The organism is Nannocystis bainbridge, assembly GCF_028368995.1.
Classification (GTDB): domain Bacteria; phylum Myxococcota_A; class Polyangia; order Nannocystales; family Nannocystaceae; genus Nannocystis; species Nannocystis bainbridge.
This window is the reverse complement of record NZ_JAQNDL010000001.1, coordinates 1,057,803-1,073,213: the sequence shown is the minus strand read 5'-3', so window position 1 is coordinate 1,073,213 and position 15,411 is coordinate 1,057,803. Positions and strand designations below refer to the sequence as shown.

Sequence of the window (15,411 nt, the reverse complement as noted above, 5' to 3'; positions counted from 1 at the left end):
GAATTTGACAGCGCGTGACTGCGCGCTCCGCCGCACGCCCGAGGATGCGGACTCATGGCTCGTGGCCGCGCATGATCCGGGCGGGACCACGCGCTAGTTCACGAGCGCCGCGCGCCCCGCGAGGGCCCGGGTTGGCTTAGCATCCCGGGCAATGGCGAATATCCCGCTCGTGCTGACGTGCGCCGGACGGCGGATCGGCGTCGGCACCGACGAGTTCTCGATCGGCCGCACCCGCGACAACGACCTCCCGATCCGCAGCGGGGCCGTCTCGCGCAAGCACTGCAAGATCGTGCGGCGCGGCGACAATTTTTACATGGTCGACCAGAACTCGACCACCGGGCTCGAGCTGCGCGGCTGCAAGGTCACCAACTACCGCATCGAGGACGGCGACGTGTTCTTGCTGGCCGAGGACATCAACCTCCGCTGCTCGCTGAGCCCGGCGCCGCTGACCGAGCTGCACCTCGACGACCTGCGCGTCATCACCGTCGACCCCGGCCCGCTGCAGGTCCCGGCCCAGGCCGCCGACCTGCGCCACCGCGAGGCCCTGCCGTTCGACGTCCGCGGGGTGTTGCTCGCCGGTCCGAAGGGCGCGACGGTGTTCTGGCGCGACGATAGCACCGGCCGCTCCGGCCTGGCCCGCGGCCTCGAGTCGTACGTGTGGAGCACGGCCGCGTTCCCGCTGCTGCGCGCCGACGCGGCGCCCGACGGCATCACCTTGCGGCTGATGCCGTCGCGCACCGCCGAGCCGGTGACGCTGCTCGAGACGACCACGCGGGTCGAGGAGGCGACCTGGCGGGTCGTGCAGGACATCGTCTATCTGGTGTCGCGGGTGTTCCCCGCCGGCGCCAAGACCGGCGACGAGATCGAGCGCCAGCTGACCTCGTCGCGGCTGTGATCTACGGCGCGGCCAGAGCGTCGAGGTTGCCGCCGCTCTCGGCGATCAGCTTGATCACGAAGGCCTCGCCCTCGCGGCGGTAGTCGGCGACCTTGTCGCGCTCGGCGGCCGCGAGCGCGGCCCGCAGCGCGCCGGCCTCGAGGTCCTTGCAGTAGGCCGGGCTGCCGACCTGCTGCCGCCACGAGTCGGCCAGGGTGCCGCCGTCGACGCCGTCGAAGCCGAGCTCGTCGATCAGCTGCAGGACCCGCCGCTTGGCCTGCTCGTCGTCGCCGGCGGCCGACAGGGCGATCCGCCCGGGCGCGCCCGCCGGCAGGCCGCCGCGGAACAGGGTGCGGGCCACGACGTTGTTGAAGGCCTTGATCACCGGGCGACCGAGCTGACGCGCGACCCACTCGCTGTCGTTCAGGCCGGCCTCGAGCTCGGCGATCGGGCCGTCGCGCAGCTCGGGGTAGTAGTTGCCGGTGTCGACGATGACGGCGCCGGCGGGTGTCGCGGCGAACAGGTCGCGCGGCAGCCTCGGGATCGCCTTTTGCGGGATGGTGACGACGACGAGGTCGCGCGCGCGGGCGGCCTCCTCGACGGTGGCCGCGGTCGCGCCGGTCTCGGCCGCGAGCGCGGCGAGGCTGGCGGGGCCGCGCGAGTTGGCGACGCGGACCTGGTGCCCGAGCGCGGTGAGCCGCCGGGTGAGGCTGCCGCCGATGTGTCCTGAACCGATGATGCCGATGTCCATGCCTGCTCCTGAGGTCGCCCGCGAGGGCGGGCGGGTAACTGTATCTCTTATAGAACTATTTCCGGGCGGCGCCACGAAAATCAAGCGAGCGGGCGCGCGCGGCCCGATGTGTTCTTGTCATGCTTGCAGTTAAAAATGAAGTGAGCTAGTCAATGTCACAGATGGCTGGACAAACTGGTTCTCTCCTGTTGGAACGGCTGCGGCTCGGCGCGCTCGAGCTGCCGAACCGGGTGATCATGGCGCCGATGACCCGGCTGCGCTCCGACGTCGGGCTGGCGCCGACCGAGCTGATGGCCGAGTACTACGCGCAGCGGGCCGGGGCCGGGCTCATCATCAGCGAGGCGCTGGCGGTGCGGCCGTTCGGGGCCGGCTTCCCCGACCTGGCGGCGATCTACACGCCCGAGCAGCAGGCGGGGTGGGGCCGCGTGGTCCGGCAGGTGCACGCGGCCGGCGGCCGGATCGCCGCGCAGTTGTTCGACGTCGGGCTCGCGCGCGCCGAGCGGCCGGGAGCGCCGCCGTGGTGGGCGGTCACCGACGAAGTCCGGCCGGCGATGCTCTCGGATGACGACATCGCCGGCGCGGTCGCGGGCTTCGAGCGGGCCGCGCGGGTCGTGCACGACCTCGGCTTCGACATGATCGAGATGCACGCGAGCAGCGGCAATTTGTTCGATCGCTTCTTGAGGGCGGCCACCAACGCCCGCACCGACGCCTACGGCGGCTCGCTGACGGGCAGGCTGCGGCTGCTGAACGAGCTGCTCGATCGCCTGCAGGCGGTCGTGGGCGCGGGGCGGCTCGGGCTCAAGCTGTCGCCGAGCGCGATGGTCGACGGCAAGCCCGATCCGGCCGGGCAGGCCGAATTCCCGGCGATCTTGCAGGCGCTCTCGCGGCGCGAGCTGGCGTACGTGCACGTGACGCGCACGACCGCCGACGACCGCGAGCGCGGCAGCGGCCCGGGGCTGTCGTTCGCCCAGCTGCGCCCGCACTACCGCGGCACGCTGCTGGGCGCCGGCGATCTCTCGCAGGGCGAGGCCGAGGTGCTGGTGGCGGAGCGGCAGATCGACGGCGCGGTGTTCGGGCGGCTGTTCATCGCCAACCCCGATCTGCCGGCCCGCTTCGCCGCGCGTGCGGCGCTCAACGAGCCCCAGCGGGCCACTTTCTACTCGCCGGGCGCGGCCGGCCTCACCGACTATCCGCGGCTACCGGGCTGAGGGCCCGCGTGCTACACCTCGCGCATGGTGGACGTTCGGTTCGCCTCGGCGCTGCAGCTGATGCTCATGCTGGCGCTCGCCGAGCGCGAGGACGCGGGCTTGCTCTCGTCCTCGGCGCTGGCCGAGGGGCTGGCGACCAACCCGTCGCTGATCCGCAAGCTGCTGGCGACGCTGGCGGCGGCGGGCCTGATCGTCACGACGATGGGGGTCAAGGGCGGCTCGCGCCTGGCCCGGCCGGCCGGGGCGATCACGCTGCGCGAGGTCTATCTGGCGGTGCTCGGCGAGCGCGGCCTGTTCGCCGGCCGCTCCGACATCCCGCGCCGCTGCGTCGTCACGGCCAACATGGAGCTGATGTTCAGCGAGCTGTCGCACGAGCTCGAGCAGGCGAGCCTGGCGGTGCTGGCCGAGCGCACCCTGGCGGGGGAGCTGGCGCGGCTGGAGAAGCGCGGCGGGCCGTGCTCGCACAAGAAGAAGAAGAGCGCGAAGAAGCCGGCCGCGCGGCGGGCGTGAGCGCGGGTGTCCGCCCGGACATGCGCGATCGGGCATGTTCTCGCGGACATGCTGTTTAAAATATGTCCCCGGGGACATGTTCGTCCGTGCGCGCCGACGTCGCCGCCCTGACGCGCGATGACATGGCCCATTGGACATGTCTTAAGAGACATTTTCGCGCGATGTGTTCAGGGGTTCCACGGGGCGACAGGCCGGCGATGGCGGGCGCGAGCGCGCGCGCGTCCGGCCCGCGAATTGTGGTACCAAGTCGCGCCGATGACCGCCGCCAGCCCGCCCCGTCCCGAGCACGTCCCGGCCTCCGCCACCTACGATCCCGAGTCCGCGCAGTGGCGCGAGGACAGCGAGACCGTGGTCCGCCGCTGGTATCGCGACGGCCAGCCGCTGCTCGACGCCAACCTGCGCGCCGGCAAGCTCCACGGCGCGGTCGAGTGGGTCACCAACCACCCCGAGTTCAACTACGGCGAGGAGCCGCGGCGGGCCGCGATCGCGCTGCAGCAGCAGTACGGGCTCCCGATCGGCCCGTCGCTGACCACCCGCATCGAGGCGGTGTACGAGGACGGCGCGATCGTCCGCGCGACCTTTCACGGCTATCCGTTCGGCGCGGTCGCCCTGGTCGCGTCGTGGCGCGGCGGTCGGCTGCACGGCCGCTTCGACTGGCTGAAGATCACCGAGGGCGAGATCCTCCGCTTCGGTGACACGGTGATCGGCGCACACGACGTCAAGCTGCCGAAGCCGCATCCGCACCGCGGGGTGTCCGAGTTCGTCGACGGCAAGCGCAAGAGCACCGCGTTCTTCGACCGCGACGGGCAGGAGATCGTGCAACCGAAGCCGATCAAGGCGTGGGGCCAGGAGGCGACGCCAGCGAGCCTGCCGGGCTACGTGGCGCGCGGCGAGTTCGAGCGCGACCTGGCGGCGTTCTTCCCGAACGGCCGTCGCGTCACCGAGCTGGCCGCCGACTCCCGTCCGCTGGCGCAGTGGATCGACCGCCTGCCGGAGGGGCATCGCGCGGCCGCCCGGGCCTTCGACGCGCTGGTCCGCAGCGGCCGGTTCCCGTGGCTCGGGCAGCGCTTCGACGTGTCGGGCACGTACGGCTTCGACTGCGTGAAGCAGGGGCTGGCGGGCGCGGCCGACGAGCGCTACGTCGGCCTGTCCGCCGACGGCTCCGGCAACATGCACCTGCTCGACACCACCACCGGCCGCGTGCTCGGCTACGAGCACGAGAGCGACTCGTTCGACGCGGAGCGCGGCTTCGCCGACCTCGACGCGTTCGCGTTCGCCATGCCGCGCGTCGAGGCCGCGGCGAGCAAGCGGATCCCCGCCAAGAAGCTGGCCGAGCTGTTCAAGGCGCTGGGCCTGACCGGCGGCCTGGCCGAGCTCGGGTAGGCCGCCGCGCAGGCGCGCGCAGGCTGCTCGAGAGGTCCGCGGGGACATCCTGCCCAGGGCAGGCCCCCGAGATCATGCTCCGCGAGAACATGCCCTCGGAGACATGCCTGTCGGGACATGCCCCCGAGAGCATGCCCGGGAGCATGCCTCGCGAGAACATGTCCTCGGAGACATGCCTGTCGGGACATGCCCCCGAGATCATGCCGCGGGAGCATGCCTCGCGATAACATGTACTCGGAGACATGCCTGTCGTGCCATGCCCCCGAGAACATGCCCCGAGAGACATGCGCGGGCCGGCCGCGTGGAGCCGGTGATCAGCCGCGCAGCAGCGCCTCGATGCGGGCGCGCGGCTGGTTGCCGACGAGCTGGCCGATCGGCTGGCCGTCGCGGAAGGCGACCAGGGTCGGGATGCTGCGCACGCCGAACCGCTCGGCGAGGGCGTGGCTGGCGTCGACGTCGACGTCGAACACCGCGAGGTCGCTGCGGTCGCGGGCGATCGCGTCGAGGGTCGGCTGGAGCGCGCGGCAGGGCGGGCACCAGGCGCCGGCGAACTTGACGAGGACGTAGGGCGAGGCCGCGACGTCGGCGGCGAACGAGGCGTCATCGCTGCGGTGATGGGGCGAGGAATTGGGCGAGGTCGTCATCGAAGAGCGGTCCTTTCGTGGGGCTCGTCGATGCAGTGCGGCCGCGGGCCGGCGGTGTGTCACGATTTTCGAGGGCGGCGCGCAGGACCTTGCGGGCGCGCTTGAGCCGGCTGCGCACGGCGTCGTGTGTGAGCGAGAAGCGCTCGGCGATCTCGACGCTGCTGACGCCCTCGGCGGCGAGCAAGAAGGCCAGGCGATCGGTGCGCGACAGGGTCATGAGCGCGTCGCCGAGGCTGGCGCCGAGCTCGCGCCGCTCGGCGACCTCGGCCGGGTCGTCGCAGGTGCAGGGGACGTCGTCGAGGTCGGCGGTCGCCGCGGCCTTGCGGTTCATCCGCCAGCAGGTGCGGGCGACGAGGGTCGAGAGCCACGCCAGCGGAGAGCCCTCGCCGCGGTAGCCGGTCATCGCCGCGCCGGCCGCGAGCAGGGCCTGCTGCACGGCGTCCTCGGCGTCCTCGCGCAGGTCGCAGCGCCGCCGCGCGACCGCGAGCAGCCGCTCGCCGTAAGCCCGCGCGAGGTGGTCGAGCGCGCGCAGGTCGCCGCGCTGCATCAACGCGAGCAGCGCCTCGACGGACGGAGCGGGCCGGGAGCTGGGCATGTCGGGTGAGTGCGAGCCGGGAGCCCGAGTGTGTCACGAAAAAATGCGCCGCGCGCCTGGCGCGGAATCGGAGCGCGCGGGCCCTGCGCGCTGGGCAAACGCGGACGGTTCGAACGCGGGAATTCAGCGCGCCGCGGGTGCGTCTCTTCTTTGAAGAGGCGGGAGCAGGAAGTCGGCGGCGATCACTCTCGACGACGCGATCGCCAGCATTCGAGCCAACCGTGGGATCGATGAATTTCGGTGAGCGTCTGCTTTGAGCAGAGGTTCGTCGCGTTCACGGCGCCTACGTGAGGCGAACGGGGCCCAGGGTCACCGGCTCACTTCCACGAGCAGCCTGGTGCCCGCGGTGCCGTCGGCGTGGGTCATGGTCTGGACCAGGCATTGCACAACCCGTCCGCGCACTCGGCTCTCCACCTCCACGTCGTCCTCTTCCCAGGGCGGCGTATCGCCTTCGTTGACCCACGGCATGTACACCACGCCGGTCACCAGGTCGGTCAGCAGCTGGTACTTCGCCGTGTGGGTCATGAGCAGCACCTTGCTCGTCTTCGTGTAGGTCACGCACTCGATCTCGTGGCCCACCGGAATGGCCGCGGTGCCCATGATGAAGAGGTTCCTCAGGTCTTTGGTACGCGGAGCGGATGCGTTCATGGCGGCGCGAGCTTGCCGCAAGCATCGCGGGCTGTCTGCGCTGGCGCGCTGCGTGGCGCCGTTCAGGCTCAGGGTCCTGCGGTCGCTCGCGCCGGGCACCGTGGTCGCCGGGCTGAGGCTGCTGACGCGTGGGGCTGTGCTCTTCGAACATGTCGTGAAGAACATGTTCTAAAGTGCATGGCTCTCAGGACATCTGTATCCGCGGCGCTCTCGGGTCTCGCGGACGGCTTCGGCGCGAGCGAGGCGTCGGCGCGGACCTGGGAGCGGTCGCCTTGGCCACAGGCGTGCGGCGGCGAAGATTGACAGGTCGCTCCGGGGGCGGCCATCATGAGGAGATGCGAGCGAGCCGGATGCTGGCGCTGGTGTGGATCGTGGGCTGTGGGCCCGAAAAGGGCGGTGGGACGGACAGCGGCGATCAGGGGTCGTCGATAGCGACAGGCCAGGGGACGACTGCTTCGACGGGGACGACTGCTTCGATGGAGCCGACGACGACGTCGGAGGGGACGACGGCGCCCGAGCCGACGACGGCGCCCGAGCCGGACCCGGAGCCGGCGGTCGACCTGGGCGACGGGCTCGGCCAGCATGGGCCGTGCCCGCAGGGCGACGAGTGCAAGCTGTGCGTGAAGGCGCCGGAGGGCTCGGTATGCGGGCCGTCCTGCGACGAGTTCGGGCCTGGCTTTGTCCGCTGCCCGCCGTCGCCGCTGCAGATGCAGTCGATCTGCCCGTTGGACGCGGAGGTCCCGGGGGTCTGTCTGGTCCTCTGTGACGTCGACGCCGATTGCCCTGACGCCGCGATGCGCTGCGTCGAGTGTCCGGAGCCGTTCGCGTCCGCGTGCACCAATCTTTGGGCGTTCACGGAGACCGGGCCGCGCATGTGCGTGTGGCCCGGGTGACGCTGCCGGCCCGGATCGCCATTCCCGGGAGGTCCGGGGAGGCCGGCGGTGCGACGTAAGAAGGGGCATGTTTTTGAAAACATGCCCCTTCCGACATGCTCTTCAGCACATGCCCCGGAGGGCATGTCCTTCAGTTCAGGCCGAGGTCCTTGAGCGCGGCCATCGCGGCGTTGTGGCCGCCGCAGCCGATCACGCCGCCGCCGGGGTGGGTGCCGGCGGAGGCGGCGTAGAGGCCGGCGATCGGCTGGCGGTAGGGCACGCGCTGGTCGAAGCCGTAGGTGTTGTCGACGTGGAGGATGTGGCCGCGGGTGATGCCGAAGTGTTGCTCGATCTTCGGCGGAGGGAGCACGAACGTGTCGACCACCAGGTCGCTGGTGCCGGGGGCGAAGCGGTCGCAGATCGACAGCAGGTGCTTGACGTAGCGGCTCTCCTCTTGCTCCCAGGTGGTGCCGGCGAGCTCGTAGGGGACCCATGACACGAACAGGGCCGAGTTGTGGTGGCCGTGTTGGTCGCGCATGGTCGGGTCGACGGTGGTGTGGATGTACCAGTCGATGACCGGGAAGTCGGGCAGCTTGCCGGCCTGGACCGCGCGGAACGCCTCGCCGAAGCTGCGGATCACCACCTCCTCGTCGGGCAGCAGGTGGATCGTCGGGCCGTACTGGCCGCGGTCGACCGGCAGGCAGGTGAACTGCGGCAGGCCCTTGAGCGCGAGGTTGACCTTGAGCGAGGTGCCGTCGCGGCGCATCGAGTCGAGGCGGGTGTTGTAGTCGGCGGGGAAGTTGTCGCGGCCGGCCATGTCGCGCATGCGGAACGGGTCGGCGCCGACGAGCACCACGCGCGCGCGCAGCTCCTCGCCCTTGTGGGTGAGCACGCCGACGGCGGCGCCGTTTTCGACCAGGATCTGCTGGACGCCGTTGTTCGTGTCGATGACGGCGCCGGCGGCCCGCGCGGCGGCGGCGAACTTCTGCGACACGGTGCCCATGCCGCCCTCGACCAGCATCCACGTGCCGGCCGCGCCGGGCAGGCGGCACATGTTGTGGACGAGGAAGTTCATGCCGGTGCCCGGCGTGTCCCAGGTGCCGTAGACGCCGGTGAAGCCGTCGGTCGAGGCGTACATCGCCCGGATCAGGTCGCTCTTGAACGGGAAGCGATCGATGTAGTCGCCGACCGGCTTGCGGCACAGGTCGACGAACACCTGGCGCATCGAGCTGCGGACGTAGCGCTCGGCGGTGTCCTCGAGCGACAGCGGCTCGTGAAACCACGACGGCGCCAGGTCCTCGCGCAGCTGGGCCAGCTCGGCCTGCATCGCCTGGTCGGCGTGCCAGTCGGCCTCGGAGGAGAAGGCGGCGTACTGGCGCCGGGTCTCGGCGGCGTCGGAGCCGAGCAGCAGGTAGCGGCCGTCGGTGGTCGGCAGGAAGTAGTGCGGGTCGCGGCGCCGCAGCGGCAGGTCGACGCCGGTGATCTTCAGCAGCTCCGGCTGCATCAGTCCGAGCAGGTAGGCGCCGGTCGAGATCGCAAGGTCGGGAGCGCGCGCGAACGGCTTCTCGGTGCGGACGGCGCCGCCGACGACGTCCTTCTCCTCGAGCACCCGCACTCGCAGGCCGCGCCTGGCGAGCAACAGCGCCGCGACCAACCCGTTGTGGCCGGCGCCGACGACGATCACGTCCGTGTCCGTTTTCATGGCCGGCACGATACTCAATGCCCGCCGCTCGCGCGACCGCCGGCGCTCACCACGACGTGACGCGGCGGCACTAACGCTGTTCGAGCGCGATCTTCCGGGCCGTGGCCGGGCCGCGGGCGGCGATCCACGCGAGCAGCGCGACCGCCACCAGCGCAAGGCCGACGGTGAGGCCCCACCACAGCCCGGCGATGCCGTGGCCGCGCTCGAACGCCAGCCACCACGCGAGCGGCAGGGCGACCGCGTAGTAGCCGAAGAAGTTGATGACCGCGGCGTAACGCGTGCGGCCCATGGCGCGCAGGACCCCGAAGCCGACCACCTGGACGCCGTCGAACAGCTGGAACGCGGCGGCGATCGGCAGGCTGGCCGCCGCCAGCGCATAGACCTCGGCGTCGGCCTTGAACAGCGCCGGCAGCTCGCTGCGCAGGCCGTACATCAGCACCGCCGAGGCGCACATGACAGCCGCCCCGAGACCCAGGGCGACCCACGCCGCGCGCTCGGCCTCGCGGAGGCGGTCCGAGCCGAGCAGGTTGCCGACGCGGGTCACTGCCGCCATGGCGATCCCGACCGGGATCATGAAGCTGACGGAGGCGAGGTTGAGGACGATCGTGTAGGCCGCGAGCGGGGCGTCGCCCAGCCAGCCGGCGAACAGCATCGCCGCCTGGAAGGCCCAGATCTCGAGCCCGAGCTGGAGGCCGATGCCGACGCCGACGCCGGCGATCGCAAGGAGGGCGGTGCGGTCGAGCGCGGCCCGCGACCACGGCACCCACGCGCCGTGGTGCATGCCGCGGCGCACGATCAACCAGGCGAGCGCCGCGGCCATGAGCACGCGCACCACGCCGGTGGCGATGCCGGCGCCGACGGCCCCGAGCGCGGGCACGCCGAGGCCGCCGAAGATGAGCCAGTAGTTGAGGCCGACGTTGACGATGTTGGCCGCCAGCATGACGACCAGCGCCGGGCCGGTGATCCCGCGGCCCTGCAAGTACGAGCGCATGGCCACGTACAGCAGCACCGCCGGCGCGCCGGGCAGCTGCGCGAGCAGGTACTCGTGGGCCTGGACCGCGAGGTGCGGGGCCTGGCCGAGCAGCTGCAGGCCGGGGCCGGCGAGCAGCCACAGCAGCATCACCGGCACGCTCGCGATCACCGCCAGGACCACGCCGCGCTGCAGCGTGAGGCCGAGGGTGCGGCCGTCGCCGGCGCCGTGGGCCTGGGCGATGAACGGGTCGCAGCCGAGCACCATGCCCATGCCGATCGTCAGGACCGCGTAGCCCCACAGGTTGCCGAGCGCCGCGGCGTCGAGGGCCTCGCGACCGACGCGCCCGAGCATCAGCATGTCGACGATGCCGAGCATCATGTTGCCGAGCTGGGTCAGCGCCAGCGGCACGGCGAGGACGGCGAGCCGCCTCAACTCTGCGAGGACCTCGCCCACGAGGAGCAGGCTCTTAGCCCAAGCGCGGCCGGGCCCGCCAGGGCGCGCCTACGTGCTCCTGCGCACGCGCGGGCGCGAAACCGGCGATCTGGGCTAGGATCGCCGCGTGCGCCGCAGCATCCCCGAGCAGGACCACACCACCGGCCGCGATGAGCGCCCGAGCTTCTCGTTCGCCCCGATCGGCGTGGTGCGCTCGCCGTACACCGAGCGGTTCGGGACCCCGCGCCAGCCGACGATCACCACCCAGGTCAAGGAAGATCGGGCGCTGCCCGGCCGCATCGAGGTGCTGCCCGAGTTCGCGGCCGGCCTGCAGGACCTGGCCGAGTTCGAGCGGATCTGGTGCCTGTTCGTGTTCCACCTCAACCAGGGATATGGCCTGAAGGTCAGGTCGCCGCGCGACCCGGGGCGATCGGTCGGGCTGTTCTCGACCCGCGCGCCGCACCGGCCGAGCCCGATCGGGCTGTCGTGCCTGCGGATCACCGCGATCGAGGCCGGCGTGGTCCACGTGCTCGGGCTCGACATCCTCGACGGCACCCCGGTGCTCGACCTCAAGCCGTACGTGCCGTACGCCGACGCGTTCCCCGACGCGCGCGCTGGCTGGCTCGAGGGCCGCGTGCAGGACGAGCCCGACGCGTTCCGCCCGCGCTGACCGATCGTGAATGTCCCTTCGGGCATGTCCCTTCGGGCATGTCTATCCGGGCATGTCCGAAGAAAAATGTTCGATCGGGAATGTCCTCGCGGACAGGTGCCAGCGACGCCGACCGCCGGCCGCGCCGGGGCCACGGTCGAGCTCGCTGCTCGGTGATTGACGACCGTCACAACCCGCGCGGTCCTGCGAGTTCGCGTCCGGGGCCTGCGGCCCGCAGGCGTCGTGTCGCGGCCGCACCTGGTGGGACTATTCGCGGCCGCGCGAAGTCGTCTATCCTCGGCGCCGGAGTTTCGATGACCATGCACAAGCACACAGGAGTTGTCTCCGCCGGCGCCTTCGCGCTGGCGCTGCTGCTGCCGGCGGCAGGACGCGCCGACTTGCCCCCGAGTCCGCCGCCCGTCACTGCCACGACCGCGGCCCCGGCCCCGGCCAAGGCGGGCGCCTCGGCCAACATCAAGGTCTCCGACCAGGAGGCGCTCAGCGACGACATCCTCGCCGTCATCGACCTGCCGCTCGCCGCCGCCGACGCGCGCGCGGCCGGGGTGCCGGAGGCCGACCTGCGGGAGGCGCTGGTCGTGACGCAGGAGGTCGGGCTCGGCGCCGGCGAGGCCACCGACCTGGTCGCCGAGGAGGCCGACGCGACCGCCAAGCGCGGCAAGGCCCACGCGGGCTTCGGCAAGTGGGTGCGCGTCCAGGTGGCCGGCGGGCTGCGCGGGCCCAAGCTGGCCGCCAAGCTCAAGGACCGCAAGGAGGACGCCAAGGAGCTGACGGCCGAGGAGGCCGACAAGCTCAAGGTCAAGCTCGACGCGCTGGCCCTGCAGTACGGCGAGCGGCGCACCAAGCTGCTCGAGAAGCGGCTGGAGCTGGTGGCCAAGGGCCAGAAGAAGGTCCTGGTCGCCAAGGAGCGCCACGACAAGCGCCAGGAGAAGCTGGCGACTTCGACCGAGGCGATCACCGAGAAGAGCGGCCAGGTCGAGCTGCGGCTGCGCGAGGTCGAGGCCAAGCTGGCGACCGCGTCCGGCGACGAGAAGGCCGGGCTCGAGGCGGAGAAGAAGCGGCTCGAGCAGATGGGGGCCAAGCTCGACAAGGCCGAGACGAAGCTCGACAAGGCCGCGACCAAGCTCGAGAAGCAGGACGCCAAGCTCGACGCCAAGGAGAGCCGGCTCGAGCAGCGCGAGGAGAAGGCGGAGCAGCGCCAGGACAAGCGCGACGCCAAGACCGACGCCAAGCTCGAGGCCAAGGCCGCGAAGCAGGACAAGACCGCCCCGCCGCAGTGAAGAGAGGAGCCATCGCCATGCATCACTCCAGCCATTCGCTTCATCGCGCCGGCCGCCTCGCGGCGACCCTGTGCGCCCTCGCCCTCGCGCTGCCCGCTTGCGGCGGCGACACCAAGAAGACCGAGGTCACCAAGACGACCAAGGTCGAGACCAAGACGACCACGGTGACCAAGACCGAGCAGCCGAAGCCCGAGATCAAGGACGCCGAGCCGGCGCCCAAGCCCGAGCAGCCGGTCAAGCCGGACCCGGGCTCGGAGAAGGTCCAGATCGCCGCCGCGGTCGCCAAGGAGATCGCGGCCGACCCCGAGCACGCCGACGACGCGCTCGCCAAGCACGGCCTCGACCGCGCCAAGCTCGAAGCCATGATGTTCGAGATCGCGGCCGACCCGGCGCTGACCGAGGCCTACATGGCCGCACGCAAGACCGCCTAGCGCGGCGCGCGTGGCGAGGGCCGGCGACTCGAGCGACGAGTCGACCGGCCCTCGTGCAATTGGAACATGTGCCAGTGTCGTCGGCGGCGCCGCCGGCATGGCCACCGAAATGGTGTTTGCATCGTCGCAGTCGCGGGCCGGTTGCGTCGGCTGAAACGCGCGGTCCGGTGCGCGCGTGAGCGCGAGGGCCTGCGGGGCGTCCGCCGCTCCGGGCGCGGGCCGGCGGCGGGCTGGCGAGGCGCTCGCGGCTCCGCGGCTCTGCGCTGGATCACGGTCGCGGTGCGCGGCCGGCGATCGCCGATCGGCCGCGGTGATTCGTCGCCCTCGCACGAGTCGCCGCGGACCGGCGCGGCGATGCGGGCAAGCGAGCAAGCGTCCCCGCTCCGGCGCGTGATCCGCCCCACCCGGCGGTGAATCGGGCGACCGGACGCGGCCACGCTGTTCGGAGGCCGCGTCGGAGGGCGCGGAGGACCAGGAGCGCGAGCAGGCCCCATGAACGGACTCCCACGAACGCGGCGACTGCATACGCCGCTCCCCGTCGGATCGGCGCATCGCCGGGCCGATGCGCGGTCCGACCTGCGTCTTCGCGGCGTTCATTCGTGAATGCCCGCGCCGCTCTGACGCGGCCGATTCATCACACCACGATTCGTAGCCTCGCTTAGCCGGCCGCCATTCGTCGATTCGTTGCTGCACCCGCCGGCGGTCCATCGCCGCGGCGACGCGGCCGTGTTCGCCAACCGGGAGTGATTGTCATGAGTGCGACAGCAATGCGCGGAGGCGTGATCGCTTGGTGGAGGGTCGGCTCGCTCGCGCCGTTGGGCCTCGCGCTGGCCTGCTCCGGGGTCGACGTGCACGGCGGCGACGGCCACGGCGGCGGCGAGACCGGGGCGGAGCCGTCGACGCCGGCGATCGAGGCCCCGTACCTGGTCGGCGACCTGGCCTGCGCCGAGCCGTCGCACGTCGGCGCGACCGAGCGCGAGCTCGAACCGGGCGAGTCGACCGAGCTGCCGGTGCCGGCCGGGCTGCCGGAGCTGCTGGCGGACATCCGCGCCCGCGGCGGTCGCCCCGGCCTGCGCTTCGACACCGCCGCGGCGGGCCGGCTGCTCAACGTGCGCGTGCCGGTGCGCGGTCACCAGGTCCACCGCAGCGCCGACGACGTCGACGAGGTCGCGCTCGACCTCGGGGCCGTGACCGTGCACCTGACCCACGCGGCCGGGACGGGCGGCGGGCCCGAGCTGGTGCTGCCGCCGACCTTGCCTTTGGACCAGGTGGTCGTGCTCAAGACCTACGCCCGCGCGCCGACGCCGGGCGGCCTCGGCGGCGCGGCCTTGACGATGGTGTCGGCGTTCGACCGCCGCGACGAGGCCGCGGGCCCGGTGGCGACCCTGGCGATCGACGACACGGTGCCGCAGGCGCGCGAGGCCGACTGCGACGCGCTGGCCTACGAGCTGGCCTCGGAGGTGCCGCCGGTGGCGGTCAGCTTCCCCCCGCTCTCGGGCTGCACCCTCGACGAGTGCGCCAAGACCCGGGCCGCGTGGCTGCGCGCCACCCATGATCTGTTCCGCCTGCGCCAGATGCTCGACTTCGTCGCCGCCAGCCCGCCGGAGGAGCGCGCGTTCCTGTGGGCGGCCGAGGGCGGCACGGAGACCGGCGAGCGGCTGATGAGCTACGAGAGCGAAGACGTCGGCCCCAACACCGCGCTGCAGTTCTACTTCGGGCCCTACGCCGATTACCGGCTGGACGCCATCCGGGTCGCCTACGCGCGGCTGTGGCGGACCTTCCACGACCACGAGGTCGGCGGCCTGACGCTCGACATCGAGTGCACGCCCGACGGCCCCGGCGACATCTGCAACACCTCGCGGCCGGGCGGACACCACGCGGTCAAGAGCAACATGAAGCTGTGCGCCAAGGCCTATTCGACGCCGAGCCAGTCGTTCGACGTGCCGCGGCTGGTGCTCCACGAATCGATGCACCACATGTTCGTGCCGTGGCGGGACAACACGCCGCGGCTGTCGCCGATCATGGACACCCACACCCACGGCCACGGGGCGCTGTGCGCCGGCAAGCTGGTGACCGACAAGGGCTACGGGCTGAAGAAGATCAAGCACCTCGCCGGCTACGAGAACGACCGCGGCGACGATTGCTGGCACAACAACTTCGCGTTCCGCAACAACGACACGTACGCGTACGCGGCCGCGACCCTCGGGACGTACATTCGCTTCGGCTACCTGGGCCGCTGGCCGCTCGAGCAGCCGCCGGAGACCGAGGAGCGCCTGCCGGACCCCGACTGCGGCATGCCGGGCGTGACCACCCCGCCGCCGGGCTTCAGCGACCCGCTGAGCAAATGCTACAAGTCGGGCGGCGAGCTGGTGTGCCCCGGGGCCCACGGCGGACTCGCGCCGGGCGACCTCGACATCGCGGCGATCTGCCCGCCGCTGTGA

The 15,411-nt window shown here is 71.9% G+C and carries 15 protein-coding genes; 9 read left to right on the top strand and 6 right to left on the bottom strand.

Going from position 1 to position 15,411, the window contains the following annotated elements:
- The first annotated feature begins 151 nt into the window (after positions 1-151).
- The gene (locus POL25_RS04300) at positions 152-895 is read left to right on the top strand and encodes an FHA domain-containing protein (RefSeq protein ID WP_272084550.1); all 744 of its coding nucleotides are present in this window, start codon (positions 152-154) and stop codon (positions 893-895) included.
- A 1-nt stretch (position 896) separates the two neighbouring features.
- Here POL25_RS04300 and POL25_RS04295 read toward each other — a convergent pair whose 3' ends face one another.
- Positions 897-1,676: an NADPH-dependent F420 reductase gene (locus tag POL25_RS04295; protein WP_272087234.1), complete on the bottom strand. Its 780-nt coding sequence runs from the start codon at positions 1,674-1,676 to the stop codon at positions 897-899.
- A gap of 137 nt (positions 1,677-1,813) precedes the next feature.
- Here POL25_RS04295 and POL25_RS04290 point away from each other — a divergent pair, with 137 nt between their 5' ends.
- The 3 genes from POL25_RS04290 (at position 1,814) to POL25_RS04280 (ending at position 4,726) form a co-directional block, all read left to right on the top strand.
- Entirely contained in the window at positions 1,814-2,833 is a 1,020-nt protein-coding gene (locus POL25_RS04290) for an oxidoreductase (RefSeq protein ID WP_272084549.1), read from the top strand.
- 24 nt (positions 2,834-2,857) lie between these two features.
- A complete protein-coding gene (locus POL25_RS04285; protein WP_272084548.1) occupies positions 2,858-3,343 on the top strand; it encodes an Rrf2 family transcriptional regulator in 486 nt (161 codons plus the stop codon).
- 255 nt (positions 3,344-3,598) lie between these two features.
- Positions 3,599-4,726 carry a hypothetical protein gene (locus tag POL25_RS04280; RefSeq protein WP_272084547.1) on the top strand — a complete coding sequence of 376 codons (1,128 nt, stop codon included), beginning with the start codon at positions 3,599-3,601 and terminating at the stop codon, positions 4,724-4,726.
- 314 nt (positions 4,727-5,040) lie between these two features.
- On the opposite strand, the gene POL25_RS04275 is transcribed toward POL25_RS04280, so the two are convergent.
- The 3 genes from POL25_RS04275 to POL25_RS04265 form a co-directional block, all read right to left on the bottom strand.
- Positions 5,041-5,370, bottom strand: a complete 330-nt coding sequence (locus tag POL25_RS04275; protein ID WP_272084546.1) for a thioredoxin family protein — start codon at positions 5,368-5,370, stop codon at positions 5,041-5,043.
- Positions 5,327-5,965 (bottom strand): RNA polymerase sigma factor, encoded by a 639-nt coding sequence (locus POL25_RS04270; RefSeq protein WP_272084545.1) that lies wholly within the window; start codon positions 5,963-5,965, stop codon positions 5,327-5,329. The genes POL25_RS04275 and POL25_RS04270 overlap by 44 nt, the downstream gene beginning before the upstream one ends.
- Before the next feature lie 309 nt (positions 5,966-6,274).
- A complete protein-coding gene (locus POL25_RS04265; protein ID WP_272084544.1) occupies positions 6,275-6,778 on the bottom strand; it encodes a hypothetical protein in 504 nt (167 codons plus the stop codon).
- A gap of 170 nt (positions 6,779-6,948) precedes the next feature.
- Between POL25_RS04265 and POL25_RS04260 the strand changes: the two genes are divergently transcribed.
- Positions 6,949-7,506, top strand: a complete 558-nt coding sequence (locus POL25_RS04260; protein ID WP_272084543.1) for a hypothetical protein — start codon at positions 6,949-6,951, stop codon at positions 7,504-7,506.
- 130 nt (positions 7,507-7,636) lie between these two features.
- Here POL25_RS04260 and POL25_RS04255 read toward each other — a convergent pair whose 3' ends face one another.
- On the bottom strand, positions 7,637-9,187 hold the full coding sequence (locus POL25_RS04255; protein ID WP_272084542.1) for a phytoene desaturase family protein: 1,551 nt from the start codon (positions 9,185-9,187) through the stop codon (positions 7,637-7,639).
- A 70-nt stretch (positions 9,188-9,257) separates the two neighbouring features.
- Positions 9,258-10,613 (bottom strand): MATE family efflux transporter, encoded by a 1,356-nt coding sequence (locus tag POL25_RS04250; RefSeq protein ID WP_272084541.1) that lies wholly within the window; start codon positions 10,611-10,613, stop codon positions 9,258-9,260.
- A gap of 106 nt (positions 10,614-10,719) precedes the next feature.
- Here POL25_RS04250 and tsaA point away from each other — a divergent pair, with 106 nt between their 5' ends.
- The 4 genes from tsaA (at position 10,720) to POL25_RS04230 (ending at position 15,411) form a co-directional block, all read left to right on the top strand.
- Positions 10,720-11,262, top strand: coding sequence for a tRNA (N6-threonylcarbamoyladenosine(37)-N6)-methyltransferase TrmO (tsaA, locus tag POL25_RS04245; RefSeq protein ID WP_272084540.1), 543 nt, complete (start codon positions 10,720-10,722; stop codon positions 11,260-11,262).
- Between the two features lie 299 nt (positions 11,263-11,561).
- Positions 11,562-12,539, top strand: a complete 978-nt coding sequence (locus POL25_RS04240) for a hypothetical protein (RefSeq protein WP_272084539.1) — start codon at positions 11,562-11,564, stop codon at positions 12,537-12,539.
- A gap of 17 nt (positions 12,540-12,556) precedes the next feature.
- On the top strand, positions 12,557-12,970 hold the full coding sequence (locus tag POL25_RS04235) for a hypothetical protein (protein ID WP_272084538.1): 414 nt from the start codon (positions 12,557-12,559) through the stop codon (positions 12,968-12,970).
- Positions 12,971-13,722: 752 nt separating this feature from the next.
- Positions 13,723-15,411 carry a hypothetical protein gene (locus POL25_RS04230; RefSeq protein ID WP_272084537.1) on the top strand — a complete coding sequence of 563 codons (1,689 nt, stop codon included), beginning with the start codon at positions 13,723-13,725 and terminating at the stop codon, positions 15,409-15,411.